20 protein-coding genes and 1 pseudogene are annotated in these 23428 nt (G+C 64.3%); 7 read left to right on the top strand and 14 right to left on the bottom strand.

Translation table 11 applies throughout. The features are described from left to right. Positions 1–165: 165 nt before the first annotated feature. The 8 genes and pseudogenes from QAZ22_RS10290 to QAZ22_RS10255 form a co-directional block, all read right to left on the bottom strand. On the bottom strand, positions 166–570 hold the full coding sequence (locus tag QAZ22_RS10290) for a Fur family transcriptional regulator (protein WP_278206646.1): 405 nt from the start codon (positions 568–570) through the stop codon (positions 166–168). A 127-nt stretch (positions 571–697) separates the two neighbouring features. After that, positions 698–1744: an L-glyceraldehyde 3-phosphate reductase gene (mgrA, locus tag QAZ22_RS10285; RefSeq protein WP_278206644.1), complete on the bottom strand. Its 1047-nt coding sequence runs from the start codon at positions 1742–1744 to the stop codon at positions 698–700. Between the two features lie 112 nt (positions 1745–1856). After that, positions 1857–2999 (bottom strand): Gfo/Idh/MocA family oxidoreductase, encoded by a 1143-nt coding sequence (locus tag QAZ22_RS10280; RefSeq protein ID WP_278206643.1) that lies wholly within the window; start codon positions 2997–2999, stop codon positions 1857–1859. Between the two features lie 11 nt (positions 3000–3010). Next, the gene (locus QAZ22_RS10275) at positions 3011–3757 is read right to left on the bottom strand and encodes a sugar phosphate isomerase/epimerase (protein WP_278206642.1); all 747 of its coding nucleotides are present in this window, start codon (positions 3755–3757) and stop codon (positions 3011–3013) included. A gap of 38 nt (positions 3758–3795) precedes the next feature. Further along, positions 3796–4905, bottom strand: coding sequence for an ABC transporter ATP-binding protein (locus QAZ22_RS10270; protein ID WP_278206640.1), 1110 nt, complete (start codon positions 4903–4905; stop codon positions 3796–3798). Continuing rightward, positions 4905–5780: pseudogene (locus QAZ22_RS10265) on the bottom strand (carbohydrate ABC transporter permease); the annotation flags it as partial. The gene QAZ22_RS10270 and the pseudogene QAZ22_RS10265, both read right to left, overlap by 1 nt. Before the next feature lie 67 nt (positions 5781–5847). Then, positions 5848–6741 carry a sugar ABC transporter permease gene (locus tag QAZ22_RS10260; RefSeq protein WP_278206638.1) on the bottom strand — a complete coding sequence of 298 codons (894 nt, stop codon included), beginning with the start codon at positions 6739–6741 and terminating at the stop codon, positions 5848–5850. An 85-nt stretch (positions 6742–6826) separates the two neighbouring features. After that, the gene (locus QAZ22_RS10255; protein WP_278206637.1) at positions 6827–8065 is read right to left on the bottom strand and encodes an ABC transporter substrate-binding protein; all 1239 of its coding nucleotides are present in this window, start codon (positions 8063–8065) and stop codon (positions 6827–6829) included. Positions 8066–8450: 385 nt separating this feature from the next. Between QAZ22_RS10255 and QAZ22_RS10250 the strand changes: the two genes are divergently transcribed. Further along, entirely contained in the window at positions 8451–9494 is a 1044-nt protein-coding gene (locus QAZ22_RS10250; protein WP_278206636.1) for a LacI family transcriptional regulator, read from the top strand. A gap of 85 nt (positions 9495–9579) precedes the next feature. Here the strand turns inward: QAZ22_RS10250 and gndA are convergent, their stop codons facing one another. The 6 genes from gndA to QAZ22_RS10220 form a co-directional block, all read right to left on the bottom strand. Next, positions 9580–11004 carry an NADP-dependent phosphogluconate dehydrogenase gene (gndA, locus tag QAZ22_RS10245; RefSeq protein WP_278206635.1) on the bottom strand — a complete coding sequence of 475 codons (1425 nt, stop codon included), beginning with the start codon at positions 11002–11004 and terminating at the stop codon, positions 9580–9582. Positions 11005–11104: 100 nt separating this feature from the next. Continuing rightward, positions 11105–12739 carry a copper resistance CopC/CopD family protein gene (locus QAZ22_RS10240; RefSeq protein ID WP_278206634.1) on the bottom strand — a complete coding sequence of 545 codons (1635 nt, stop codon included), beginning with the start codon at positions 12737–12739 and terminating at the stop codon, positions 11105–11107. A 51-nt stretch (positions 12740–12790) separates the two neighbouring features. Further along, positions 12791–13309, bottom strand: a complete 519-nt coding sequence (locus QAZ22_RS10235) for a YcnI family protein (RefSeq protein ID WP_278206633.1) — start codon at positions 13307–13309, stop codon at positions 12791–12793. A gap of 35 nt (positions 13310–13344) precedes the next feature. Next, complete coding sequence (locus tag QAZ22_RS10230; RefSeq protein WP_278206632.1) at positions 13345–13872, bottom strand: copper chaperone PCu(A)C; 528 nt, start codon at positions 13870–13872, stop codon at positions 13345–13347. 97 nt (positions 13873–13969) lie between these two features. Further along, complete coding sequence (locus QAZ22_RS10225; protein WP_278206631.1) at positions 13970–14317, bottom strand: DUF2946 family protein; 348 nt, start codon at positions 14315–14317, stop codon at positions 13970–13972. 128 nt (positions 14318–14445) lie between these two features. After that, complete coding sequence (locus QAZ22_RS10220; RefSeq protein WP_278206629.1) at positions 14446–15348, bottom strand: GntR family transcriptional regulator; 903 nt, start codon at positions 15346–15348, stop codon at positions 14446–14448. A gap of 255 nt (positions 15349–15603) precedes the next feature. Here QAZ22_RS10220 and QAZ22_RS10215 point away from each other — a divergent pair, with 255 nt between their 5' ends. The 6 genes from QAZ22_RS10215 (at position 15604) to QAZ22_RS10190 (ending at position 23155) form a co-directional block, all read left to right on the top strand. Next, the gene (locus tag QAZ22_RS10215; protein ID WP_278206628.1) at positions 15604–17109 is read left to right on the top strand and encodes an altronate dehydratase family protein; all 1506 of its coding nucleotides are present in this window, start codon (positions 15604–15606) and stop codon (positions 17107–17109) included. A 108-nt stretch (positions 17110–17217) separates the two neighbouring features. Beyond that, the gene (locus QAZ22_RS10210; protein WP_278206627.1) at positions 17218–18216 is read left to right on the top strand and encodes an aldo/keto reductase; all 999 of its coding nucleotides are present in this window, start codon (positions 17218–17220) and stop codon (positions 18214–18216) included. 180 nt (positions 18217–18396) lie between these two features. Further along, a complete protein-coding gene (locus tag QAZ22_RS10205) occupies positions 18397–19392 on the top strand; it encodes an ABC transporter substrate-binding protein (protein ID WP_278206625.1) in 996 nt (331 codons plus the stop codon). A gap of 160 nt (positions 19393–19552) precedes the next feature. Continuing rightward, positions 19553–21106 (top strand): sugar ABC transporter ATP-binding protein, encoded by a 1554-nt coding sequence (locus QAZ22_RS10200; RefSeq protein WP_278206623.1) that lies wholly within the window; start codon positions 19553–19555, stop codon positions 21104–21106. Then, entirely contained in the window at positions 21103–22068 is a 966-nt protein-coding gene (locus QAZ22_RS10195; RefSeq protein WP_278206621.1) for an ABC transporter permease, read from the top strand. The genes QAZ22_RS10200 and QAZ22_RS10195 overlap by 4 nt, the downstream gene beginning before the upstream one ends. 67 nt (positions 22069–22135) lie before the next feature. Further along, a complete protein-coding gene (locus QAZ22_RS10190) occupies positions 22136–23155 on the top strand; it encodes a zinc-binding alcohol dehydrogenase family protein (protein ID WP_278206619.1) in 1020 nt (339 codons plus the stop codon). Positions 23156–23428 lie beyond the last annotated feature (273 nt).

Here is a 23428-nt window from a genome sequence, read left to right as displayed (position 1 = left end):
GAAGCGACGCGCGCAGACCCGAGGATCCATGCCGTGACGCTAAGGCGTTGCAACGGTTCAGAATTCTGCTCCGCTGCACTCTACGGCCAAGGTAACGGAATGGATCCTAGGGTTTCCGCGACGTCGCTTCGCGACTGCTACACCCTAGGATGACGACTCCAGGGGCTAAGCTGCTTCAGCTCTGCACTTCGCGCACAGGCCGCGAAACTCGATCACCGCCTTCTTGGCGGCAAAACCCGTCGAGCGCACCCACTCGTCCAGGCGATGGTCGACATCATGGTCGGACATCTCGGTCACCTGGCCGCAACTGTCGCAGATCGCGAAGGCCGTCATCGAGTGGCTGTGGTCGTGCGGCTCGGCGCAGGCGACGAAGGAGTTGAGGCTTTCGAGCCGGTGCACGAAGCCTGACTTCACCAGCGTGTCTAAAGCGCGATAGACCTGCAACGGCGCCCGGAAGCCGCGCTCGCGCAGCTGGTCGAGCAGCATATAGGCGCTGAGCGGCCCGCTGGCGGCCTCGAGTTTCTCGAGCACGCACAGCTGGTTCTTGGTCAGCGCATCCCTTGCCGTCATCTTGTCCGTCCGGTCGTCGCGTCGTTTCGCGTGCCGATTGCGCACATGAAACGCTCTCCGCTCATGAGATAGCGACGAATGCGCATTTTTGCCACTGTTTCCGCAGTTGGCTTGCCTGGCGCAGCCACTACTTGCGCGGCGGCCCCCTGCGCTCGGCGGAAGCCGCCCACAGGTTGATGTCGGCCTCACGGGCGTAAGTGTCGATCTCGGCGAGCTCGGCATCGCTGAACTCGAGCGTCTTGAGCGCGCCGACGCAATCCTCGACCTGCTCCGGCCGGCTGGCACCGATCAGCGCCGTCGTCACCCTGCCTTTGCGCAGCACCCAGGCCAGCGCCATCTGCGCCAGCGTTTGACCGCGCCGGCCGGCGATGGCGTTGAGCGCCTTGATGTTGGCGATCGACTGGTCGTTGATGAAGGCGGGCCTCAGCGACTTGCCCTGGGATGCGCGGCTGCCCTCGGGAATGCCGCCGAGATATTTGTCGGTCAGCATGCCTTGCGCCAGCGGCGAGAACACGATCGAGCCGATGCCCAGCCCCTCCAGCGTGTCGAGCAGCCCGTCCTCCTCGACCCACCGGTTGAGCATCGAATAGCTCGGCTGGTGGATGAGGCAAGGGGTGCCTAGCTGGCGCAGAATGTCGGCCGCCTCGCGCGTGCGCTGCGAATTGTAGGAGGAGATGCCGGCATAGAGCGCCTTGCCCGAGCGCACCGCATGGTCGAGCGCACCCATCGTCTCTTCCAGCGGCGTCTCGGGATCGAAGCGATGGGAATAAAAGATGTCGACATAGTCGAGCCCCATCCGCTTCAGGCTCTGGTCGAGGCTCGCCAGCATATATTTGCGGCTGCCCCATTCACCGTAGGGACCTTCCCACATCCCGTAGCCCGCCTTGGTCGAGATGATCAGCTCGTCGCGATAGGCGGCGAAATCGGTACGCAGGATCTCGCCGAACGCGGTCTCGGCCGAGCCGGGTGGCGGGCCGTAATTGTTGGCGAGGTCGAAATGCGTGATGCCGAGGTCGAAGGCCTTGCGCACGATCGCCTGCTTGGTCCTGTGCGGCGTGTCGTTGCCGAAATTGTGCCACAGCCCGAGCGAGATGGCCGGCAGCTTGAGGCCGGACCGTCCGCAACGGTTGTAGATCATTTTCTCGTAGCGGTTCTCGGCGGCGACATAGGGCATGGGGAATCCTCGGGATCGAAGCGGCGCGGGGATCGCCGTTACATTACTTGAATCGATGCTTGCCCCTCCATCCTTACCCTCTCCCCGCCGAAACGGGGAGAGGGGTCGCCACCTACTTTTTCTTCGCCAGCAGCGCCTTGGCATCCTTGATGCCGAGCGCTGCCGGTCGCTCGCAAGTCGTCTGCATGGTGACGAACTTGCCGCTTTCGCCGGAGCGCAGGATGCCGGTCATGACATCGACGGCGTGCAGCGCCAGCTCCATCGAGCAGCGATGCGGCCGCCCTTCGGCGATGGCGATCGCCATGTCGGCAAGGCCTGCGGTGCGATAGTTGGCCATCATGCCCTGGCTGTGCATCTCGTTGGGCACGCCGAACGGATGATCCCACTTGGGCAGCTTCTTCACCGGCTTGGTCGCATCGGTGAAGCGAACCTCGCCACCGAAGAAGTTCGGATCGGGCACGAAGACGGTGCCCGCCTCGCCATAGAGCTCCATCGGCGCGTGGCCATGGCTCCAGACGTCCCAGCTGGTGTTGAGCGTCACCACGGCGCCGTTCGCGAACTCCAGCAGCGCGTGGATGGTGGTCGGCGTGTTGACCGGGATTTTTTCGCCCGCACGGGGCTTTGAGCTGATCGTTCGCTCCTTGGCTGGCGTCGCCGCGAAGGCCGCAACCTGCTTCACCGGTCCGATCAGCTGGATCAGGTTGGTGACGTAGTACGGACCGATATCGAGCACCGGGCCGGCGCCCGGCTGAAAGAAGAAATCTGGATTGGGGTGCCAGTGCTCCATGCCATGGCCCATCACATGGCAGGTGCCGCTGGTGATCCTGCCGAGCTTGCCGCTGTCGATCAGCTCGCGCGCCAGCTGATGCGCGCCGCCGAAGAACGTGTCCGGCGCCGAACCGATGCGCAGCCCCTTCTTCTCGGCGCGTTTCTTGAGGTCGAGCCCTTCCTCGATCGACAGCACGAAAGGCTTTTCCGAATAGACGTGCTTGCCGGCCTCGAGCACCGCCTTCGACACTTCATAATGCACGGCCGGAACGGTGAGGTTGACGACGATGTCGATCTCGTCGTCCTTGAGAAGGTCGTTGACCGTCTCGGCGCGGAGCTTGAACTCCTTCGCCCGCATCTTCGCCGCGTCCATGTTGATGTCCGCGCAGGCGCGCATCTTGATGCCGCGAAACAGCGGCGCCAGCGAGAAATACGCCTTCGAGATGTTGCCGCAGCCGATGACGCCTACGCCAAGTTTGTTTGCCATGATGGTATGTCCTAGTAATTCTTGACGGATTCGATCGAGCGACGGGCGAAGCGCTCGATGTCGTTGGGGTTGTCCTGCTCCATGACGAAATACTTCGCCGCGCTTCTGGCGCGCAACGTCTTGATCAGGCCGGCCCAGTCGATGGTGCCGTGACCGACATCCGACCAGCCGTCCTCGTCGAGCCCCTCGCCTGGCTTGGCCATGTCCTTGACGTGGACGGCATTGATGCGACTGCCGTGCCTCTCGATCCAGGGCAGCGGATCGGCGCCGCCGCGCACCACCCAGGCGACGTCCATCTCCCAGCCGATGTCGGGCGCCGCGGACAAGATATGGTCCTGCGGCAGCGAACCGTCGGCGAGCGCCTTGAACTCGAAATCGTGGTTGTGCCAGGCAAAGCCGTAGCCGCCTTTCTTCGCGGTCTCGCCGACCTTGGCGAGCCGCTCGCCGAAGCCGCGCCAGCCGGCAGTATCGCCGGGCCGCGCATCGGGCATGAGATAGGGGCAGATCAAGAGCGAGATGCCGAGCGCATCGGCTGTTCTGCGCACGTCGTCGAAGTCCTTTTCCAGCGCATCGATCGAGAAATGCCCGGTCGGCATGGCGAGCCCGTTTTTGTCGAGCTCGGCGCGGAAAGCCTTGGGATCGTCATAAACGCCGCCGAAGCCTTCGACTTCCTTGTAGCCGAGCTCGCCGAGCATCTTCAGCACGCCGTCCCATGGTTGGAAATTTCGGGCGCTGTAGAGTTGGAATGACCAGTTCATCTGTCCTGTCCGTTCTGCTTGGGGGATGAGTTTTCGGGTTAAAGGCGGCTGTCGGTCTCGGCGTCGAACAGCGAAGCGCGCGCCGGATCAAAGCCGATGCGGATCGCATCGCCATTGCGCAGCGTCTTGTCCGCTTCGACGCGGAAGGAGACGATCTGGCCGCCGAGCTTCGTCCAAACCAGGGTGTCGGAGCCCATCGGATCGACGATCTCGACGGTCGACTCGGCGGTGAAGGGCATCGCCTTGGCCGCTTCGCCCAGGGCAATGTGCTCGGGCCGGATGCCGAACACGCAGGGTTTGCCGGCACGGCCGTTGTCGCCATCGAACTGATAGCGCCCGAGCGGCACGGAAACACCATCGGCCTTGAACAGGGGAGCATCGCCCGCCTGCAACTCTCCTTTGAGGAAATTCATCGCCGGCGAGCCGAGAAAACCGGCGACAAAGCGGTTGACCGGACGGTTGTAGATCGTCTGCGGCGCATCGAGCTGCTGGATCACCCCGCCCTTCATCACCGCGATGCGGTCGGCCAGCGTCATCGCCTCGATCTGGTCGTGGGTGACGTAGATCATCGTGTTCTGCAGCCTGCGATGCAGAAGCTTGATCTCGACGCGCAGCTCCGAGCGCAGCTTGGCGTCGAGGTTGGAGAGCGGCTCGTCGAACAGGAAGACGTCGACGTCGCGCACCAGCGCCCGCCCGATCGCCACGCGCTGGCGCTGGCCGCCGGAAAGCGCCGAGGGCTTGCGCTGCAGAAGCGGTTCGATCTGCAGGATCTCGGCCGCGCGCGCGATGCGCTTGGCGATCTCCTCCTTCGGCACGCCGGCCACGCGCAGGCCGAAGGACAGGTTCTTCTCCACCGTCATCTGCGGGTAGAGCGCGTAGGACTGGAACACCATGCCGATGCCGCGGTCCTTCGGCTCTTCCCAGGTGACGTTCTTGCCCTTGATGAAGATGCGGCCTTCCGAAATGTCGAGCAGGCCGGCTATGCAGTTGAGCAAGGTCGACTTGCCGCAGCCCGACGGCCCGAGCAGCACGATGAACTCGCCCTCGGCGACGTCCAAGTTGAGCGTCTTCAGCACCGACATGACGCCGAAATTGAGCGACAGGTCCTGGATCGAAACGCTGGGATTGGCGATTGCTGCTGCCATCATCATCCTTTCACCGCGCCGGCGGCGATGCCGCGCACGAAGAGCTTGCCGGAAACGAAATAGACGATGAGCGGCACGAGGCCGGTCAGGATGGTCGCGGCCATGTTGACGTTGTATTCCTTCACGCCCTGCACCGAGTTGACGATATTGTTGAGCTGCACCGTCATCGGATAGGTGTCGGGGCGGGTGTAGACGACGCCGAACAGGAAGTCGTTCCAGATGCCCGTCACCTGCAGGATGATGGCGACGACGAAGATCGGCAGCGACATCGGCAGCATGATGCGCAGATAGATGCCCCAGAAGCCGGCGCCGTCGACGCGCGCCGCCCTGAACAGCTCCTCAGGCATCGACGTGAAATAGTTGCGGAACAGAAGCGTCAGGATCGGCATGCCGAAGATCGAATGCACGATCACCAGGCCGGTGAGCGTGCCGTAGATGCCGATCTCGCGCAGGATGATGACGATCGGATAGATCATCACCTGATAGGGGATGAAGGCGCCGACGATCAGGATGATGAAGAAGCTGTCGGCGCCCTTGAAGCGCCAGTTGGCCAAGGCGTAGCCGTTCACCGAAGCGATCGCGATCGACAGCAGCACCGACGGCACGGTGATGCGCACCGAATTCCAGAAGCCGCGCGAAAGTCCGTCGCAATTGAGGCCGGTGCAGGCGGTCGCCCACGCCTTCACCCAGGGCTCGAAAGTGATCTCCAGCGGCGGCGAGAAGATGTTGCCGAGGCGGATTTCCGGCATGCCCTTCAGCGACGTGACGACCATCACGTAAAGCGGCAGCAGATAATAGAGCGCCACGACGATCAGCGTGCCGTAGAGGAAGATGTTGCGGCGCGAGAGCATATGCCGCGGCTTCGTTCCGCTCGGCCCCAATGTATCGGGCAACGGAGCCTCGCGCCGGAGGGCGTCCGCCTTAGCGGGGATGGAAGCAGCAATCTCAGCCATGCTTCTTGCCTCCGAATTCGAGATAGGCCCATGGCACGATCACGATGATCACCGAGAGCAGCATCATGGTCGAGGCGGCAAAACCCTGGCCGAGATTCTGGGCGAAGAACATGTAGTCGTAGACGTACTTCGCCGGCACTTCGGAGGCGATGCCAGGGCCGCCGCTGGTCTGGGCAACCACGAGGTCGTAGACCTTGACGATGCCCGCTGCGATGATCACCAGCGTGGTGATGAAGACCGGCCGCATCATCGGAATGACGATGAAGAGATAGGTCTTCCACATCGGGATGCCGTCGACCCGCGCGGCCTTCCAGATATCCTCGTCGATGCCGCGCAGGCCGGCCAGCATCAGGCACATGATCAGCCCCGTGCCTTGCCACAGTGCTGCGATCGAAATGCCGTAGATGACGATGCTGGAATTGTAGAGCGGATCGAAGCTGAAGCTCGTCCAGCCGAGGTCGCGCACGACGCGCTGGACGCCGAAGTCCGGATTGAGCAACCACTGCCAGACAAGGCCGGTGACGATGAAGGACAGCGCGAAAGGATAGAGGAAGATGGTACGGAACGTGTCCTCGAAGCGGATCTTCTGGTCGAGGAGAGCCGCAAGCACGAAGCCGATGACCAGCGAGAACACCAGCGAGATCACGCCATAGATCAAAAGGTTCTCGATCGAGACGAGCCAGCGCGGCGTCGCCCACAGCCGGTAATATTGGTCGAGCCCGACGAAACTCAGCCGTGGCAGCAGCTTCGAATTGGTGAAGGAATAGAGCACCGTCCAGGCCGTGCCGCCGACGAAGACCACCAGCGCGGTCAGGATCATCGGGATCGACGCGACCTTGGCATTGAGATTGCGGAAAAGCTGGTTGGGGCGTTCGCTGTTGCTCATCTCGGCAGCCGCGCTGGGACAATGAGGACATCACGCTCCCGACCCCGGATAAGCAGGGGCCGGGAGCTGGCGGGGGCGCCGTCGATCAGTCGGCCGAAGCGATGATGTCGGCGAAGCGCTTCTGCGCCTCTTCGAGCGTCATGTCGGGCTTGGCGAAGAATTCGGAGAACAGATCCTCCTTCTGCTTCTGGCTGTCCTGCGAGAGCAGCTGGTCCGTCCACGGGATGACGGCGCCCTTGGCGAGGATCGCGAGACCCTTCTTCATGCAGTCGTTCGCCGTGTTGAGGTCGACGTCGCCGCGCACCGGCAGCGAGCCCTTCTTGAGATTGAAGGCGACCTGCGTCTTCGGATCGAGCAGCGTCTCGGCCAGGACTTCCTGCGCCTTGGCCTTGTCGGCGTCCTTCAGCAGCGGGAAGTAGAAGGCGTCGCCGCCGGTGGCGATGACCTCGTTCAGGCCGAGGCCGGGCAGGCAGGTGTAGTCCTTGCCGGCGGTCTTGCCGGCGACCTGGAACTCGCCCTGCGCCCAGTCGCCCATGATCTGGCCGCCTGCCTTGCCGGTGATCACGAGGTTGGTCGCCTGGTTCCAGTCCTGCACATTGGTGTTCTTGGCCATCTTGCGGGCGTCGTCGGCGGCCTTGAACACCTTGGCGATCTCGGGGCCGCCGGCGAATTTGGCGTCCTTTTCCTTGTAGACCTTGAGGAAGGCGTCGGTGCCGCCGACCGCGGCGAGCAGCACGTCGAAGGCGCCCGATGCCTGCCAGGGCTGACCACCGACGGCGAGCGGGGTGATGCCGGCCTTTTCCAGCGCCGGCGCAGCGGCCACGAACTCGTTCCAGTCCTTAGGCATCGGCACGCCTGCCTTCTGGAAGGCCTCGTTCGACAGCCACAGCCACTGCCAGGAATGGATATTGACCGGCACGCAATAGATCTTGCCATCGATGGTGCAACTATCGAGCAGGCTCTTCGGCCGCACGATTTCCGTCCACTTGTCCTTGGTGGCGATGTCGGTGAGGTCGCGCATCAGCCCGGCCTGGACAAGCTCCTCCGCCTGGCGGCCGTGGTTGAATTGGGTGGCGCCCATCGGGTCGCCGCCGGTGATGCGGCTGATCATGATCGGCCGCGCCGTGCCGCCGGAGCCGGCGATGGCGCCGTCGACCCAGTGATTGCCGGTCGCGTCGAAGGCCTTGGCAAGTTCAGCCACCGCCGCCGCCTCGCCGCCCGAAGTCCACCAATGGGTGACTTCGAGATCGGTCGCGGCCGCCGGTCCGGCGAAGTTGAGCGCGACCGTCGCGGCGAACGCGGCAGTCAGGAATTTGTATCGCATTTCGGTTTCCTCCCAGAATCTGAAACGTTACAGATTTTCGATACGGCAAATGACCGGCATAGGCAACCCCTCGAATGAACTTCGTCCAAGATTTTTTCGAGTCGCGAACAAAATCCTTCTGCTGGAAGCGCTCGGCAGTGTCTAGCTCAACCGAATGATGCCAAAACCCGCAGGAAACCGAGATTTCTTTGCGATTCCAGTGGCTTTCGGCCCACTTCCTCGCCACTGGCGGTGAAGATCGCGCTCAGCCGCCTAGTCTGGGGCGTTGGCAACCTGTAACGTTTCAGTATATTGAACCGCGTCACGGGCTGAAAGCCGCGCAAATGTCGACGCGAAGGATTGCCGGTCAGCCTCGCGGCTGTTATGCGCCTGATGGGCGGGACGAATGGACAGACGAACCAAGGACAAGGACGGCGGCACGTCGGCCAGGGAACGGCCGACGCTGAAGACGCTCGCCTTCATGACCGGGCTCGGCGTCACCACCGTCTCGCGCGCGCTGAAGGATGCGCCCGAAATCGGCGCCGAAACCAGGCGCCGCGTCCAGCTCGTCGCCAAGCAGATCGGCTACCGGCCGAACCGCGCCGGCGTGAGGCTCAGAACCGGCAAGACCAACGTCATCTCACTTGTGCTCAATACCGAGCACGAGCTGATGAGCTTCGTCTCGGACATCATCTACGGCGTCACCGAAGTGATCGCCGACACGCCCTATCACCTGATCGTCACGCCCTATTCGCGCTCGCAGGATCCGCTGGATCCGGTGCGCTACCTTGTGGAGACCGGCTCCGCCGACGGCGTCATCATCTCGCGCACGCAGCCCAACGATCCGCGCGCCCGCTACATGCTCGAGCGCGGCATTCCCTTTGCCACGCACGGCCGCACCGACATGGGGCTGGTGCATCCCTATCACGACTTCGACAACTACGCCTTCGCCGGCGAGGCCGTGCGCCACCTTGCCGGCATGGGCCGTCGACGCTTCGCTTTGGTGACGCCGCCGGTCGGCCTCACCTATTACGGTCATACGGTGAACGGCTTTGCCGACGCGCTGAGCGATGTCGGCGCCAGCGAGGTGCCGTTCAACACCGTCTCCATCGACCACACCATCGAGCAGATCCGGATGCGGACCGCGCAGCTCATGCGGCGGGAGGACCGCCCGGACGGCATCGTCAGCAGCGCCGCCGCAGCCACGCTTGCCGTCGTCGCCGGCATCGAGGATGCAGGCCTGAAGCTTGGCCGCGACGTCGACGTGGTCTCGAAGCAGTCGTCGGAGCTGCTGCATCTGTTTCGGCGGGAACTGCTGGTCGTCAACGAGAATTTCCGGCTCGCCGGCTCCGAGCTCGCGCGCGCGGTGCTCGGCTGGATCGGCGGCGCCGACCCCGGATCGCTGCAGTCGCTCAGCACGCCGAGCGAGGTCTTGCCCTATCGGGGTTAGTGCTGGTTGCCGGTCAAGAATGGCCCTCTGCTCGACGCTGGAGATTGGCCAAGGCCACGCGGCTTCGTCATCCTCGGGCTTGACTCTAAGCAGCCCCGCTGCCCCAGGGCCCATGGAACGCACCCTGCTCGCCGATGCGCTCGAAACCGTGCGCGCCGAAGAAATCGCGCTGCGCCTGGATCAGGTTCGAGGTACCGCGTCCCTGCCGGTAGCTGTCGAAATAGGCGAGCGCCGAGGACAGCGCCGGCACCGGCGAGCCGGCCTCCGAGGCTCTCGCAACGATCCGCCTGAGCGACGGATGCGCTTCCTTCATCATGGCGATGAAGGCCGGCGCCATCAGAAGGTTGGTGGAAGCGCCGCCGGAGCCGAAAGCTTCCGCCATCGTATCCAGCATCTGCGAGCGGATGATGCAGCCGGCGCGCCAGATCTTGGCGATGGTCGGCATCGGCAGGTTCCAGTTGAACTCTCTTGAGGCGCCGCTCATCACCGCGAAGCCTTGCGCATAAGCAGCGATCTTGCCGGCGAACAGCGCCAGCTCGAGATCCTTCAGAAGGGCTGCCTTGTCGCCGGAAATCTTCTCGACGCCGATATTGCCATAGGCCTTTTCCGCCGCCTGCCGCTCGTCCTTGATGGAAGACAGCACACGCGCCGCCACGGCCGCTTCGATCGCCGTCGCCGGAATGCCGAGCTGCTGAGCCTCGATGACCGACCATTTGCCGGTGCCCTTCTGGCCGGCGCGGTCGAGGATGACGTCGACCACCGGCTTGCCGGTCTTCGGATCGTCGGCCGCCAGAACCCTGGCGCTGATCTCGATCAGGTAGGAATTGAGCCGGCCCTTGTTCCAGTCTTCGAAGACCTTGCCGATTTCCTTCGGTCCCATGGAGAGGCCATCGCGCAGGATGCCGTAGATCTCGGCGATCATCTGCATGTCGGCATATTCGATGCCGTTATGGATGGTCTTGACGAAATGCCCGGCGCCATCGGTCCCGAGCCAGGCGGCGCACGGCTCGTCCTTGAATTTCGCGGAGATCGCCGTCAGCACCTTCTCGACGCGCTTCCAGGACTCTTCCGTGCCGCCGACCATGATCGACGGCCCTTGGCGCGCACCCTCCTCGCCGCCGGAGACGCCCATGCCGATGAAGGTCAGACCCGAGCCGGACAGCTCGGAGAAGCGCCGCATCGTGTCGCGGAAATTGGTGTTTCCGGCATCGATGACGATGTCGTTGTCGGAAAGCACGCCGCGAAGCGCCGCGATCTGCTCGTCGACCGGCTTGCCGGCCAGCACCATGATGATGATCGGCCGAGGCGGTCGGATCGCCGCGGCAAGTTCCTCCAGGCTGTAGCAGGGGACGACCCTGTCCTTCAGCGGACCGGCGCTCTCGACGAAGGTGTCGGTGCGCGATGGGGTGCGGTTGAAGACGGCGATGCGGTGCCCATGCTCGGCGATGTTGAGCGCCAGGTTGGAACCCATCGTGCCAAGACCGATCAGGCCGATTTCGGCTTCTTCCATCGTTTCTTCCCTGCTTTCGAGTGCTTTTGTTGGAGGCCGCGTTTTGCAAAGGATGATTGACGGGCCTTCGCGACCGCGTCAACCGCCTCGCCGAATAGTGTCACTCCGCTCTGATGTCGATCGGCGCCTCGATCTTCACCATCTCGAAATCCGAAACGAGAATATCGAGCCTGGCGTTCCAGCGGCCGGGCAGAGGGATGACGAGATTGTCCACCCGCCAGGTGCCATCGCCGGGCTTGGTCGCTGGACGCTTGATCGGCTCGATGCCGGAGTCCGGCTTGGACAGCACCAGAGTCACCTCCTTGGCGTCGAGCGGCCCGAAATCGCCGGTCATGATGACCATGGAAGCGGCGACCTGACCGGCGTGGCCGGGTATGATGCTGAGATCGGCCATCGCCTGCAGCGTATGGATATGGACCGATACCGGCTGCGCGGCGGCGATCGCCAGCGCGCGCGGCGGCGGCGTGAAGCGCCAGCCGGCGGCGACGCCGAAGATGGCGAGCACGATCAGCGTCTCGATGCCGATCGAACGCACCAGTCGCCGCTGCACTTCCGTGTCGCCCGCCTCGGCTGGCGCGGTGAGCGTCCAGCGGTTGACCGAGGCGAGCGTGAACAGGAACAGCAGCAAGGCAAGCTTCAAGAGCAGCAGGCGGCCGTAGGCTGTGTTGATCAGCGCCGCCGGCTCCTGCACCTGGATGATCGCCAGCACAACGCCGCTTGCGGCAAGCACGGCAACGACAGGCAGGATCGCACGCGAGAACCGGCGTAGGAAAACCTTCGCCTCCGCCGGCTGGTATCGCAAGGCAAGGCCGAGCGGGGCCAGCGCGCCCGCCCAAAATGCGATGGCCGCGCTGTGCAGGAACACCAGCGACCGCGTCAGCCATTGCGGCTCGGCGGTGCTTGCATGGCCGCTGGCGGCAAGTGCCGCGCCCGCGCCGACGAGCCCGGCAAGCGCAAGCAGCTTGCGGAAAGCTCTGGGCCAGACGAGGGACAGCAGGGCGAAGCCAAGCGCGATCAGGGCGACGAGGACCGTCCAGCCGAAACTGGTTTCAGCCGCGGTCGTCCAGACGATCGGCGCCGCAAACCGCGCGAGCGGCGCCCCGAGCGCGTCCAGCCCCTGAAAGCCGAGCGAAGCCGGGGCGGCAGCCAGTCCACAGAGCAGAGCGCCTGTGACGAAACGCCGGCCGCAGCGGCGGCTTTCGGCCAGCCAGGCGAGCGAGAAGGCGCCGCCGGCGCCGAGAAACAGGCCGACATAGAGGAAGAGCTTGCCGATCCAGATCGCTGTGCGCAGCGACCAGTCGACGGTTTCACCGGCGACAGGCGCCGCACTTGGCGCGCCGACGGAAAACAGCGCCGAGCCGCCGACCGGATGGCCGTCCTCCGAAATCACCCGCCAGCTCAGCACATGCGTGCCGGATTTGAGCGTCTCGGGATTGTCGATCTCGACGGTCCGGTCCGTGAGGCGGAAGGAGGTCAGGGCAAGCCGCGTGCCGTCCGGCCGCACGAGAGTAAGGACCAACGGCGAGACCGGCTCGCTGAAGGTCAGCGACAAACGGGCGGGACTCTGCATCAACACCGTGCCGTCGGCCGGATCGGTCGCGACAAGCGCCGCATGCGCGAAGGCGCGGCCAGGCAACACCAGCGCCAGCATCAGCACGAAAGCCGCGATCAGGCCGCCGGTGACTTGCCTGATGCGGCTGCCGCTCAGGCGGAATGGGTAAGATGCTGCGTTCATGCGGTCTTTCGAGAGGCGATGGCGCGCCCGAACGGGCGCGCCATCGAGAGATCATTTCTTCGGCAGCAATTTGATGCCGGGCGCCGGATTTTCCAGCGCATCCTCATCCTGGCCTGCCGCCGGAATTTCGATCCAGCGAGCCGCGGCATCGCCGCATTCCTGCACGACCGGGAAATAGAGCATCTGGCCGGCAGGCAGATCGGCAGCCAATGAGGCGCGGAAAACGAACTCGTCATAGAATTCGTCCGGCAGGTTGCCGCCGCTCCAGTCGACTTCCTTGACGCCGGTGGTCAGCGTCTCGCCATAGAGCTGATACGATTTCTCGTATCTGCCTTTCTTGGTCTGCAGCGTCCAGCCGGGCTTCGGCATCGGCTTCACCGAAATGACGCCTTCCGGGATCTGCACCCGCACCGCCGTCGTCGCCTCGCCTTCGCAGCCATGCGGCACGCGCAGAACGGCTTTGTAGGTCGAGCCGACGGCCGCTTCCTGCGTTTCCAGCGTGATGTGGGCGAGCGCGGCGTTCGTGCCGAGCGACAGCAACGCGCCGGCCGCCAAAAGATACTTCTTCATGAATTGTCCCTCTGATTTCTGGTGCGGGCGGGCGATCAATCGGCGTGCTCGTCCATCTCCGTCTCGCCCATGCCTTCGACGAGGAACTCGACCTTGACGCTGCCGGCCTTCTCGAAGGTCAGCGTCGCGGGGAACTTTTCGCCTTGCTTGGGCTGCCGCTTGAGGCCGATGAACATCAGGTGATAGCTGCCGGGCTTGAGCGCGACCTTGCCGCCGGCCGGGATTTCGAGGCCGCCGGTGACCGGCCGCATGGTCATGACGCCGTCCTTGACGCCCATTTCATGCAGTTCGGCCTTGTCGGAGATGTCGGAGGAAATCGACAGCAGCCGGTCCGGCGCGCTGCCTTTGTTGGTCACGGTGAAATAGCCGCCGGCCACCTTGGCGCCGGGCGGCGTCGCGCGCGACCACGGATGACCGATTTCGAGATCGCCGGCCTTGAATTCATGCGCGAGGGCGCCGGGAATGCAGGCGAACAGGAAAAGGAGGGCGATCACGGCAAGGCCGAGGTGTTCGAAGCCACGCGGATAGGCCTGTGCGCGCGTTGCTGGAAAAGAATGGGACATGGTTGCTCCATGGCTATGAGATCGCGCCGGCCTCCGGTCGCGAGCAGTCTGATCTTGGATGAATGCACCCGCGAAAGGTTCCGCGGGGGTCGTGCCGTCAGACCGTTGCCGGCGGCGCGCGCGGATTGGCCGGCGACCGGTCGCGGGCGAAATCGAGATGTCTGAAAGCCGGGGGCGGGAAAGCGACCGCTTCGAATGCCGAGGTCCTGGCAAGCGCGCCGCTGTCCGGCGGCGGCAGATGCGCCGGCGAAACCATGCTGCAGCCGAGCAAGCAGCAGGCCGGCATATGCTGCTGGTGCGGATCGTCGCCGGGAAGCTTGACCGCCCCGTCATGTGTGCAGATGACGTTGCCGAAGGTATCGAGCTGCGAAGGCGCGCCGAAGGCGAAGGCGCCGAGCGCCGACTGGAGCAACAAGAGCAGCGCCGCGACCAACGCGGCCGGCATGCTCCATCGTCTCAGCCGGATATCCAACGGTTTGCCTCTTCCAAGCAAGTTGGCGGACCCTAACACGGGGCGGGCGGCTGGAAAATCGGCAAAACCAGGCTGCGGCAACGCGGCGCGATGCGCCAGACTCAGGCGAGCTGCGCCTGCCGCCCTTCCGGAATGGAACTCAGCAGCGTCTGGCGCGCCGACTTCAGATGCTTGCGGCAGGCGGCGTCGACCTTTGCAGGATCGCGCGATTTCAGCGCCGCGATATAGGCCAGATGCTCCTGGACAGCGACCTCGTTGCGCTCGCGTTCCTGAGCCTTGTTCCACTGGTAGTGGTAATGGAAGATCATCGCGATCACATCGTAGAAATCGACGATGAAGCGGTTGTGCGAGGCACGGTGGATCAGCCGGTGGAAGCGCTCGTCGAGCTCGGAGAATTCATTGAAGCGCGTTGCAATCTCGCGGGCCAACTGGCGATGTTCCTCCTCGAGCCTGTCCAGGTCCGCCCAGACTGCGCTCTCCTCCGGCAGAGCGGCGAAGGCAGCCGCCGAGCGCAATTCGAACATCTCGCGGATTTCGGTCAGCTCCAGCGCGAAGGCGCGGGTGAAACCTTTCAGCACCCAATGGCTGTTGCGCCGCTTCTCGATCAGGCCGAAGCGCGAGAAGCGAATCAGGAATTCGCGCACGCTGGTGGTGCCGACGCCGATCTCGCGCGCGAGCTCCAGTTCGTTGATCTGCATGCCGGCCTCGGCGCCCTCGGCAAGCAGCCGGCGCATGAAGGAACGCTCGATGATCTCGGCCAGCGAGTCGGTCTCCTCCTCGGGGAAGAAATCTTCCGGCCGCGGCGACCTCAGCACCGTCTTGTTGCGCTTGTTCCAGGCGATCAGCCCGGTCTCCTCCATGCGCGAAAGGATGCTGCGCACCGTGGTGCGGCTGACGCCGAGCAGCGTTCCAAGCTCCGGCTCCGACGGCAGGCTCCTGGTCTCGTCGAGCAGCCGCAGGCCGCGGTTGAAGGCGTCCTTGTAGACGTTGTTGCTCTTCGACATGCCCCGTATCCCCCAACGCTTGCGGCGGCCCGCCGGAAGCGCGATATGATCGGTGTTCCTAGCGCAAGCCCGCGAAATGCGTAAATCGAATTTCGCCGGCTTTGCCAAACGGGCAACCGTGCGCCCAAAGGCGCACGACCCGCGCGATGAAAAAACAATTGACGCAAAAATGTTTTTTCACGATAAAAGACATTATCCTCAAACGGGCGCATGTCAATCCGCCCACATTCCCAGGTTTACCCAGGACAGCCGCCCGTGAACGCTGCAAACACCATTCTGCTTTCCCCCGCCGACAATGTCGCGGTCGCCAACGGCCGCATCGAGATTGGTGCTTCATTGCCGGGCGGCGCGGTCGCGGCTGCCGCGATCGACCCCGGGCACAAGGTGGCGATCAAGAAGATCGCGGCCGGCGAAGCTGTGGTGAAATACGCGCAGGCGATCGGCCGCGCCACGCAGGACATCGCGCCGGGCGAGCACGTCCATTCGCACAATCTGGTGTTCGAGAGCGGCCGCCTGCCGGTGGTGCCGCCGAGCGAGGCCGAGCACGCCACCGAGGCCGACCGCAAGCGCACCTTCATGGGCTATCGCCGCGCCGATGGCCGCGCCGGCACGCGCAACTTCATCGGTATCATCGCCAGCGTCAATTGCTCGTCCACTGTCTGCCACGCGATCGCCGACGAGGCCAACCGCACGCTGCTGCCGAAGTATCCCGGCATCGACGGCTTCGTGCCGATCGTGCATGGCCAGGGTTGCGGCATGAGCGCCACCGGCGACGGCATGATGGTCCTGCACCGCACGCTCGCCGGCTATGCCCGCCACCCGAATTTCGGCGGCGTGCTGATGGTCGGCCTGGGCTGCGAGGTCAACCAGCTCACGCTTTACGGCCAGAAGGGCGTCGCCGCGGGAAAACGTCACTTCAACATCCAGGAGGCCGGCGGCTCGCGCAAATCCGTCGAAAGGGCCATGGGCGTGCTGGCAGAGATCGCGGAGGAAGTCGGCCAGCTGCAGCGCGAGCCTATCCCGGTCAGCAAGATCGTGGTCGGCCTGCAATGCGGCGGCTCGGACGGCATGTCCGGCATCACCGCCAATCCGGCGCTGGGTGCGGCCGTCGATATCCTCGCCGGCTGCGGCGGCATCGGCATCCTGTCGGAGACCACCGAGATCTACGGCGCCGAGCATCTGCTTGCCTACCGCGCCGCCTCGCCCGAGATCGCCGCTAAGCTCGACAGCTACGTCAAATGGTGGGAAGACCATACCGCCAAGCACGGCGCCTCGATCGACAACAACCCCTCGCCCGGCAACAAGCGCGGCGGGCTCACCACCATCCTCGAAAAGTCGTTGGGCGCCGTCGCCAAGGGCGGCCAGACGTCGCTCAACGGCGTCTTCGGCTATGCCGAGAAGGTCTCAGGCAGCGGCCTGGTGTTCATGGACACGCCCGGCTACGACCCGGTCTCGGCCACCGGCCAGGTTGCCGGCGGCGCCAATGTCATCGTCTTCACCACCGGCCGCGGCTCCTGCTTCGGCTGCCGGCCGACGCCGTCGATCAAGGTCGCCACCAACTCGACGATGTACCACCAGATGGAAGAGGACATGGATGTCAATTGCGGCGTCATCGCTTCCGGCGAAAAGACGATCGCCGGCATGGGCCGCGAGATCTTCGAGCTGATCATCGAGACGGCGTCCGGCCGCAAGACCAAGAGCGAGGCTTTCGGCTACGGCGACAACGAGTTCGTGCCCTGGCATCTCGGCGCGACGCTCTAACTATTTGTTTTTACGCAATTCCGGACGGAAAACCGCTACACACTTTCCTGGAATTGCTCTGAACACTGTCAAAATAACGGCCGGTCGAACGGCAAAGGGGAGGCTTTGATGAACAAACGCCGGATCGGCAAGACTGCGCTCGAAGTCACCGAAATCAGCTTCGGCGGCGCGGCGATCGGCGGCCTCTACCGCGCCTGCCCGCGCGAGGCGGCCATGGCAACGCTGGAGACGGCGTGGAATGCCGGGCTGCGCTATTTCGACACCGCGCCCTTCTACGGCTTCGGCCTTTCCGAGCGCCGCACCGGCGACTTCCTGCGCGACAAGCCGCGCTCGTCCTATGTGCTCTCGACCAAGGTCGGCCGCCTGTTCCGTCCGGTGCCGGAGGACCAGGTTCCCGACCACTCATATGTCGATCCGCTGGCTTTCGCGCTCGATTACGACTATTCCTATGACGGCATCATGCGCTCGGTCGACTTCTCCTACGCGCGGCTCGGCCTCAACAAGATCGACATCCTGTTCGTCCACGACATCGGCACCTACACGCATGGCGAAGAGGCAACGAAAATCCATTTCCGCCAATTGATGGACGGCGGGCTGAAGGCGCTGGAGGAACTGAAATCGTCCGGCACGATCTCGGCTTACGGCTTGGGCGTCAACGAGGTCCGGATATGTCTCGACGTGCTTCGCCGCGCGCCGCTCGACTGCATCCTGCTTGCCAGCCGCTACTCGCTGCTCGACCGCAGCGCCGAGGCCGAGTTGCTGCCGCTCTGCCGCGAGCGCAAGACCTCGCTGATCATCGGCGGCGTCTTCAACTCCGGCATCCTGGCGACCGGCCCGGTCGAGGGCGCGCATTTCGATTATCTGCCAGCCACCGAGGATATTCTCGACCGCGTCGGCGCGATGCAGAAGATCGCCGCCAAAGGCGGCTATCCGCTGGCCGCAGCGGCGTTCCAGTTTCCGCTGCACGAGCCGGTCGTCGCCTCGGTGCTGACCGGCACGGCCAAGCCCGCCAACCTGACGCGCAACCTGGAGCTGCTCGACATCAAGGTGCCGCCGACGGAGTTCGCCAAATACGATCCCTACACGATCGTCCAGCGGCTTGGCTGAGATGTCGGTGTCACGCTCCAGCCCGTATCACGCAATCGGCACCAAACAGCGCTTGCATAGGCCGTACCGTTGCACTATCAAAATAAAGCAAATGTTTTTTATTGATAAAGTTCCGTTTGGTTCTCGCCTATCCAGATGGAGCTTCCGCAACCTTCACCAGGCGACATAGGGAGGAACCTAATGAAATTCGTGACCAGCCTTCTCAACCGCCGCGCCTTCGTGGCACTGGCCGCCGCCTCGATACTCGCCGGCGCGATGCATTCGGCGCCGGCCTCGGCGGCCGACGTGACCATCCCGATCATCGTCAAGGACACCACCTCCTTCTACTGGCAGATCGTGCTGGCCGGCGCCCGCAAGGCCGGCAAGGACCTCGGCATCAACGTGCCGGAGCTCGGCGCCCAGGCCGAGACCGACGTCAATGGCCAGATTTCGATCCTCGAGAACGCCGTCGCCGGCAACCCGGCTGCGGTCGTGATCGCGCCGACCGAGGCCAAGGCGCTCGGCAAGCCGATCGACGAGGCGGCAAGCAAGGTCAAGGTCATCGGCATCGACTCCAGCGCCGAATCCAAGGCCTTCACCTCCTTCCTGACCACCGACAACGTCCAGGGCGGCCGCGTCGCGGCTGACGGCCTCGCCGCCGCGATCGGCGCCGCCAATGGCGGCAAGGTCGAGGGCAAGGTCGCGCTGATCACCGCGCTGCCGGGCGCCGGTTCGCTCGAGCAGCGCGCGCAGGGCTTCAAGGAACAGCTGAAGGCCAAATATCCGGGCCTCGAGCTCGTCGCCGACAAATATGCCGACGGCCAAGCCACGACCGGCCTCAACATCGCGACCGACCTGATCACCGCCAATCCCGACCTCAAGGGTATCTTTGCGTCCAACCTGATTATGGCGCAGGGCGTCGGCCAGGCGATCGCCGAGAACAGCCTTGCCGGCAAAGTGGCGCTGATCGGCTTCGACAGCGACGAGAAGCTGATCAAGTTCTTGAATGACGGCGTCATCTCCGGCCTCGTCGTCCAGGATCCGTACCGGATGGGTTACGACGGCATCAAGACCGCGCTCGCTGCCTCGAAGGGCGAGAAGGTCGAGGCCAATGTCGATACCGGCGCCAATCTCGTCACCAAGGACAACATGAAGGATCCGAAGATCGACGCGCTGCTCAACCCGAAGCTCAACTGAGCGGCAATCGCGACAATCGCTTCCGGGGCGTCGGCGCCCCGGAAACATCCGTCAGCGGCGGCTTGGCAATTTGCCCGCTTGGTTTAGGCTCCGCCTTCTAGATGCGCGCTAGACGCATCGCTGCGTACCCACCGGTTGAGATCAATCTGGGAGGATTGTCATGACGTCGACGGCGCAGGAACTGCACCCCGCACCCACGCTGGAGCCCGGCAGGACTATCCTCGAACTCAAGGGCCTCGAGAAGCGCTATCCCGGCACGCATGCGCTGAAGCCGGTGAACCTTGCCTTCAAGGCAGCCGAGATCCACGCCATCGTCGGCGAGAACGGCGCCGGCAAATCGACGCTCATCAAGCTGCTCACCGGCGTCATGCCGCGCACCTCCGGCGAGGTGATCTGGGAGGGCAAGCCTGAAGGGCTCGCCACGCCGCACGAGGCGATGGCGCTCGGCATCAATGCCGTCCACCAGGAGGTGGTGCTCTGCCGCCACCTTACCGTCGCCGCCAACATGTTCCTCGGCGAGGAGAATTCGCGCTTCGGCCTCCTGCAGCAGCGCGCCATGATCAAGGAAGCGCAGAAGATCATCGACGGCCTGGGCTTCGACCTGCCGGCGCATGTCGTGCTCGGCGACCTTACCATCGGCCAGCAGCAGCTGATCGCCGCCGCCCGTGCCACGGTGCGCGGCACCAAGTTCCTGATCTTCGACGAGCCGACCGCCTATCTCACCCGCAAGGAAGCCGACCAGCTGTTCAAGCTGATCCGTCGGCTGAAGGGCGAAGGCGTCACCATCATCTATATCAGCCATCGCATGGAGGAGGTGTTCGAGCTTGCCGACCGCGTCTCGGTGCTGCGCGACGGCACGCTCGTCGGCACCCGCGACATCGCCGAGACCAACGAGCCGGAACTGGTCAAGCTGATGATCAACCGCTCGATCGAGCAGATCTACCACAAGGAGCATTTCACGCCGGGCGCGACAATCGTCGAGACGAGGAGCCTCTCCGGCAAGGGCTTCGAAAATGTCTCGGTTACTGTCCGCGCGGGCGAGATCGTCGGCCTCTACGGCCTGATCGGCGCCGGCCGCAGCGAGTTCGTCACCACGCTCTATGGTCGCCACAGGAAGTCTGCCGGCCAGATCCTGTGGCAAGGCAAGGAGGTGCAGGTCAATTCCGAGCACGACGCGATCCGGCTCGGCATGGCCCTCGCCCCCGAAAGCCGCCGCGACCAGGGCCTTTGCCTCAACCTGCCGGTCGGCATGAACCTCAACCTGCCGATCTACAAGCGCATTTCGAGCAATCTTCTGATCTCCGGCTCGCGCGAGAAGGCCGAGGCCGAGCGCCAGATCGCGGATCTCCGCATCAAGACGCCGACGCGTCATGCGCTCGCGTCCAGCCTGTCGGGCGGCAACCAGCAGAAGATCGTCATCGGCAAATGGCTGGCGCATGGCGCCAAGCTGTTCATCTTCGACGAACCGACGGTGGGCGTCGATGTCGGCACCAAGGCCGAGATCTACCGGCTGTTCTCGACGCTTTTGTCCAACGGCGCCGGCATCATCCTGATCTCGTCCTATCTGCCGGAAGTCTATGAGCTCGCCGACACGCTGCATGTGTTCCGGCGCGGCAAGCTGGTCGCCACGCATGGCTTCCACACCGCCAGCCACGAGGACATTTTGGGTCAGGCATTGGCCGAGAAACAAGAAAAGTCGGGAGGACAAAAATGAGCACCGAGGCGATCCCCGCCGAAAAACCCAAGCGCAATTTCAACGCCCTGTTCGGGCTGACGCTGCTTGGCCTTCTGCTGCTGATGTGGATCGTGCTGGCGGTCGCCACGCCGTCCTTCGCCACGGCGCTCAACATCACCAACCTTCTGCGCCAGGGTTCGCTGATCGCCATCCTCGCCGTCGGTCAGACCTTCGTCATCATCACCGGCGGCATCGACCTTTCGGTCGGCGCCGTGGTCGGCTTCACCACCGTCGTCGTCGCGCTTCTGATCAATGCCGGCTGGCCGATCTGGGCGGCGGTGCTGATCACTTTGCTGGTCGGCGTCGCCATCGGCCTCTTCCACGGCTTCGGCATCGTCAAGATGGGCCTGCCGCCCTTCATCATCACGCTGGCCACCATGACCTCGCTGCGCGGCATCGGCTTGCTGATGACCAACGGCAACTCGATCTCGATCAACAGCGACCCGTTCCAAGCCTTCTCGCGCGGCTCGCTGCTCGGCATCCCCTATCTGTTCTGGATGGTGATCCTGGTCGCGATACCGTCCTATGTCTTCCTGCACCACACGCGCTGGGGCCGCTATTTGTTCTCGGTCGGCTCCAATGCCGAGGCCGCGCGCCTGTCCGGCGTGAACGTGCCGCGCACCATCTTCATGGCCTACATCCTGTCCGGCCTGCTCGCCGCCTTCGTCGGCGTGCTGCTCGCCTCGCGCATCGGCATCGGCAACCCGACTCAGGGCGACACCTATGAGCTGCAGGCGATCGCCTCGTCGGTGATCGGCGGCACCTCGCTGTTCGGCGCCATCGGTTCGGTGCACGGGCCGCTGATCGGCTCCTTCATCCTTTCGACGATCAACAACGGCGCCAACCTGCTCAACGTCAACACCTTCTGGCAGCGCGTCATCACCGGCATGCTGATCATCGTCATCGTCTACTTCGACGGCCTGCGCCGTCGCGGCAAATAACCGTCCCTGAAATGGCACCGGCCTCGATCGACCGAGGCCGGCGCTCTCGCAAGTACTGGATCAGCGCATGAAAGCCGTCGTCTGCCGCTCGCCCGGCGACCTTGTCCTCGAAGACCGTACGGAACCCGGTGCGCCGCCGCCCGGCTGGGCGCGGATCGCCGTCAGCCATGTCGGCATCTGCGGCACCGACTACCACATTTTCGAAGGCAAGCACCCTTTCCTCGCCTATCCGCGCATCATGGGCCACGAGGTCTCGGGCACGGTCGTCGAGAGGGGTGAAGGCGTCGACCTTTCCGTGGGCGAGCCGGTGATCATCAATCCCTATCTCGCCTGCGGCGAATGCATCGCCTGTCGCCACGGCAAGCCGAATTGCTGCGTCAGCATCGAGGTGCTGGGCGTGCATCGCGACGGCGCCATGTGCGACGAGATCCTGGTGCCGGCGCAGAACCTTTACCCGGCGAACGGCCTGTCGCTGGCCGATGCTGCGGCGGTCGAATTCCTGGCGATCGGCGCGCACGCCGTGCGGCGCTCGCTTGCCTCACCCGGCCAGCGCACTCTGGTCATCGGCGCCGGGCCGATCGGCCTCGGCACGGCGCTGTTTGCCCGGATCGCCGGGCTCGACGTCAGCCTGCTCGACATGAGCACCGAGCGGCTCGGCTTCGCCCAAAGCGAGCTCGGCTTTGCGGCACTCGACGGCTCCAAGGCGCAGGCGACCGAACTGGTGCGTCAGGCGACCGGCGGTGAAGGTTTCGACCTTGTGTTCGACGCCACCGGCAACACGCAATCGGTGCAATCGGCCTTCGCCCATGTCGCGCATGGCGGCACGCTGGTGCTGGTCAGCGTCGTCAAGGACGACATCACCTTCTCCGACCCCGAATTCCATAAACGCGAGATGACGCTGGTCGGCAGCCGCAACGCTTTGCATGCCGATTTCGACCACGTCGCCGCCTCGATCCGCGACGGCGCGGTACCGCTCGCCAAGCTCGTCACCCATCGCACGACCCTTGCCGGCACGCCACGCGATCTCGCGCGATGGGCGCATGAGAAGTCGGGGCTGATCAAGGCGGTTATCGAGGTCGGGTCGTAACATGACGGGCGGTGAACCCGGCCCGAATTGACGGCGCGCCGCGCTGGTCGACCCCCACTCCGTCGAGCTGCGCTCGACACCTCTCCCCCGATCGACGGGGGAGAGGAAAGGCGCGAGCCTTGCAGCCAACGCTCCTCAACCAGGCTCCCTCCTTCTCCCGCCGCCAGCGGACTCTTTTCCTCTCCCTCCGGAGGGGGAGAGGTGGCGCCGCGAAGCGGCGACGGAGTGGGGGAAGGCGGTCCTCAAACGCCAGGCCGCTGACAAGTAGCGACC

Origin of the sequence: Mesorhizobium sp. WSM4906 (genome assembly GCF_029674625.1) — a bacterium.
Classification (GTDB): Bacteria; Pseudomonadota; Alphaproteobacteria; order Rhizobiales; family Rhizobiaceae; genus Mesorhizobium.
The sequence above is the reverse complement of the archived record's forward strand: the minus strand, read 5'-3'. Positions and strand labels throughout refer to the sequence as shown.

Bases quoted from the DNA above. Each gene is read 5' to 3' on its own strand.
- QAZ22_RS10220 (WP_278206629.1), bottom strand. From the start codon at position 15,348: ATGTCGAAGAGCAACAACGTCTACAAGGACGCCTTCAACCGCGGCCTG.
- QAZ22_RS10210 (WP_278206627.1), top strand. From the start codon at position 17,218: ATGAACAAACGCCGGATCGGCAAGACTGCGCTCGAAGTCACCGAAATC.
- QAZ22_RS10200 (WP_278206623.1), top strand. From the start codon at position 19,553: ATGACGTCGACGGCGCAGGAACTGCACCCCGCACCCACGCTGGAGCCC.
- QAZ22_RS10250 (WP_278206636.1), top strand. From the start codon at position 8,451: ATGGACAGACGAACCAAGGACAAGGACGGCGGCACGTCGGCCAGGGAA.
- QAZ22_RS10270 (WP_278206640.1), bottom strand. From the start codon at position 4,905: ATGATGGCAGCAGCAATCGCCAATCCCAGCGTTTCGATCCAGGACCTG.
- QAZ22_RS10195 (WP_278206621.1), top strand. From the start codon at position 21,103: ATGAGCACCGAGGCGATCCCCGCCGAAAAACCCAAGCGCAATTTCAAC.
- QAZ22_RS10235 (WP_278206633.1), bottom strand. From the start codon at position 13,309: ATGAAGAAGTATCTTTTGGCGGCCGGCGCGTTGCTGTCGCTCGGCACG.
- QAZ22_RS10225 (WP_278206631.1), bottom strand. From the start codon at position 14,317: ATGCCGGCCGCGTTGGTCGCGGCGCTGCTCTTGTTGCTCCAGTCGGCG.
- QAZ22_RS10275 (WP_278206642.1), bottom strand. From the start codon at position 3,757: ATGAACTGGTCATTCCAACTCTACAGCGCCCGAAATTTCCAACCATGG.
- QAZ22_RS10230 (WP_278206632.1), bottom strand. From the start codon at position 13,872: ATGTCCCATTCTTTTCCAGCAACGCGCGCACAGGCCTATCCGCGTGGC.
- QAZ22_RS10260 (WP_278206638.1), bottom strand. From the start codon at position 6,741: ATGAGCAACAGCGAACGCCCCAACCAGCTTTTCCGCAATCTCAATGCC.
- QAZ22_RS10205 (WP_278206625.1), top strand. From the start codon at position 18,397: ATGAAATTCGTGACCAGCCTTCTCAACCGCCGCGCCTTCGTGGCACTG.
- QAZ22_RS10255 (WP_278206637.1), bottom strand. From the start codon at position 8,065: ATGCGATACAAATTCCTGACTGCCGCGTTCGCCGCGACGGTCGCGCTC.
- QAZ22_RS10280 (WP_278206643.1), bottom strand. From the start codon at position 2,999: ATGGCAAACAAACTTGGCGTAGGCGTCATCGGCTGCGGCAACATCTCG.
- QAZ22_RS10240 (WP_278206634.1), bottom strand. From the start codon at position 12,739: ATGAACGCAGCATCTTACCCATTCCGCCTGAGCGGCAGCCGCATCAGG.
- gndA (WP_278206635.1), bottom strand. From the start codon at position 11,004: ATGGAAGAAGCCGAAATCGGCCTGATCGGTCTTGGCACGATGGGTTCC.
- QAZ22_RS10190 (WP_278206619.1), top strand. From the start codon at position 22,136: ATGAAAGCCGTCGTCTGCCGCTCGCCCGGCGACCTTGTCCTCGAAGAC.
- mgrA (WP_278206644.1), bottom strand. From the start codon at position 1,744: ATGCCCTATGTCGCCGCCGAGAACCGCTACGAGAAAATGATCTACAAC.
- QAZ22_RS10290 (WP_278206646.1), bottom strand. From the start codon at position 570: ATGACGGCAAGGGATGCGCTGACCAAGAACCAGCTGTGCGTGCTCGAG.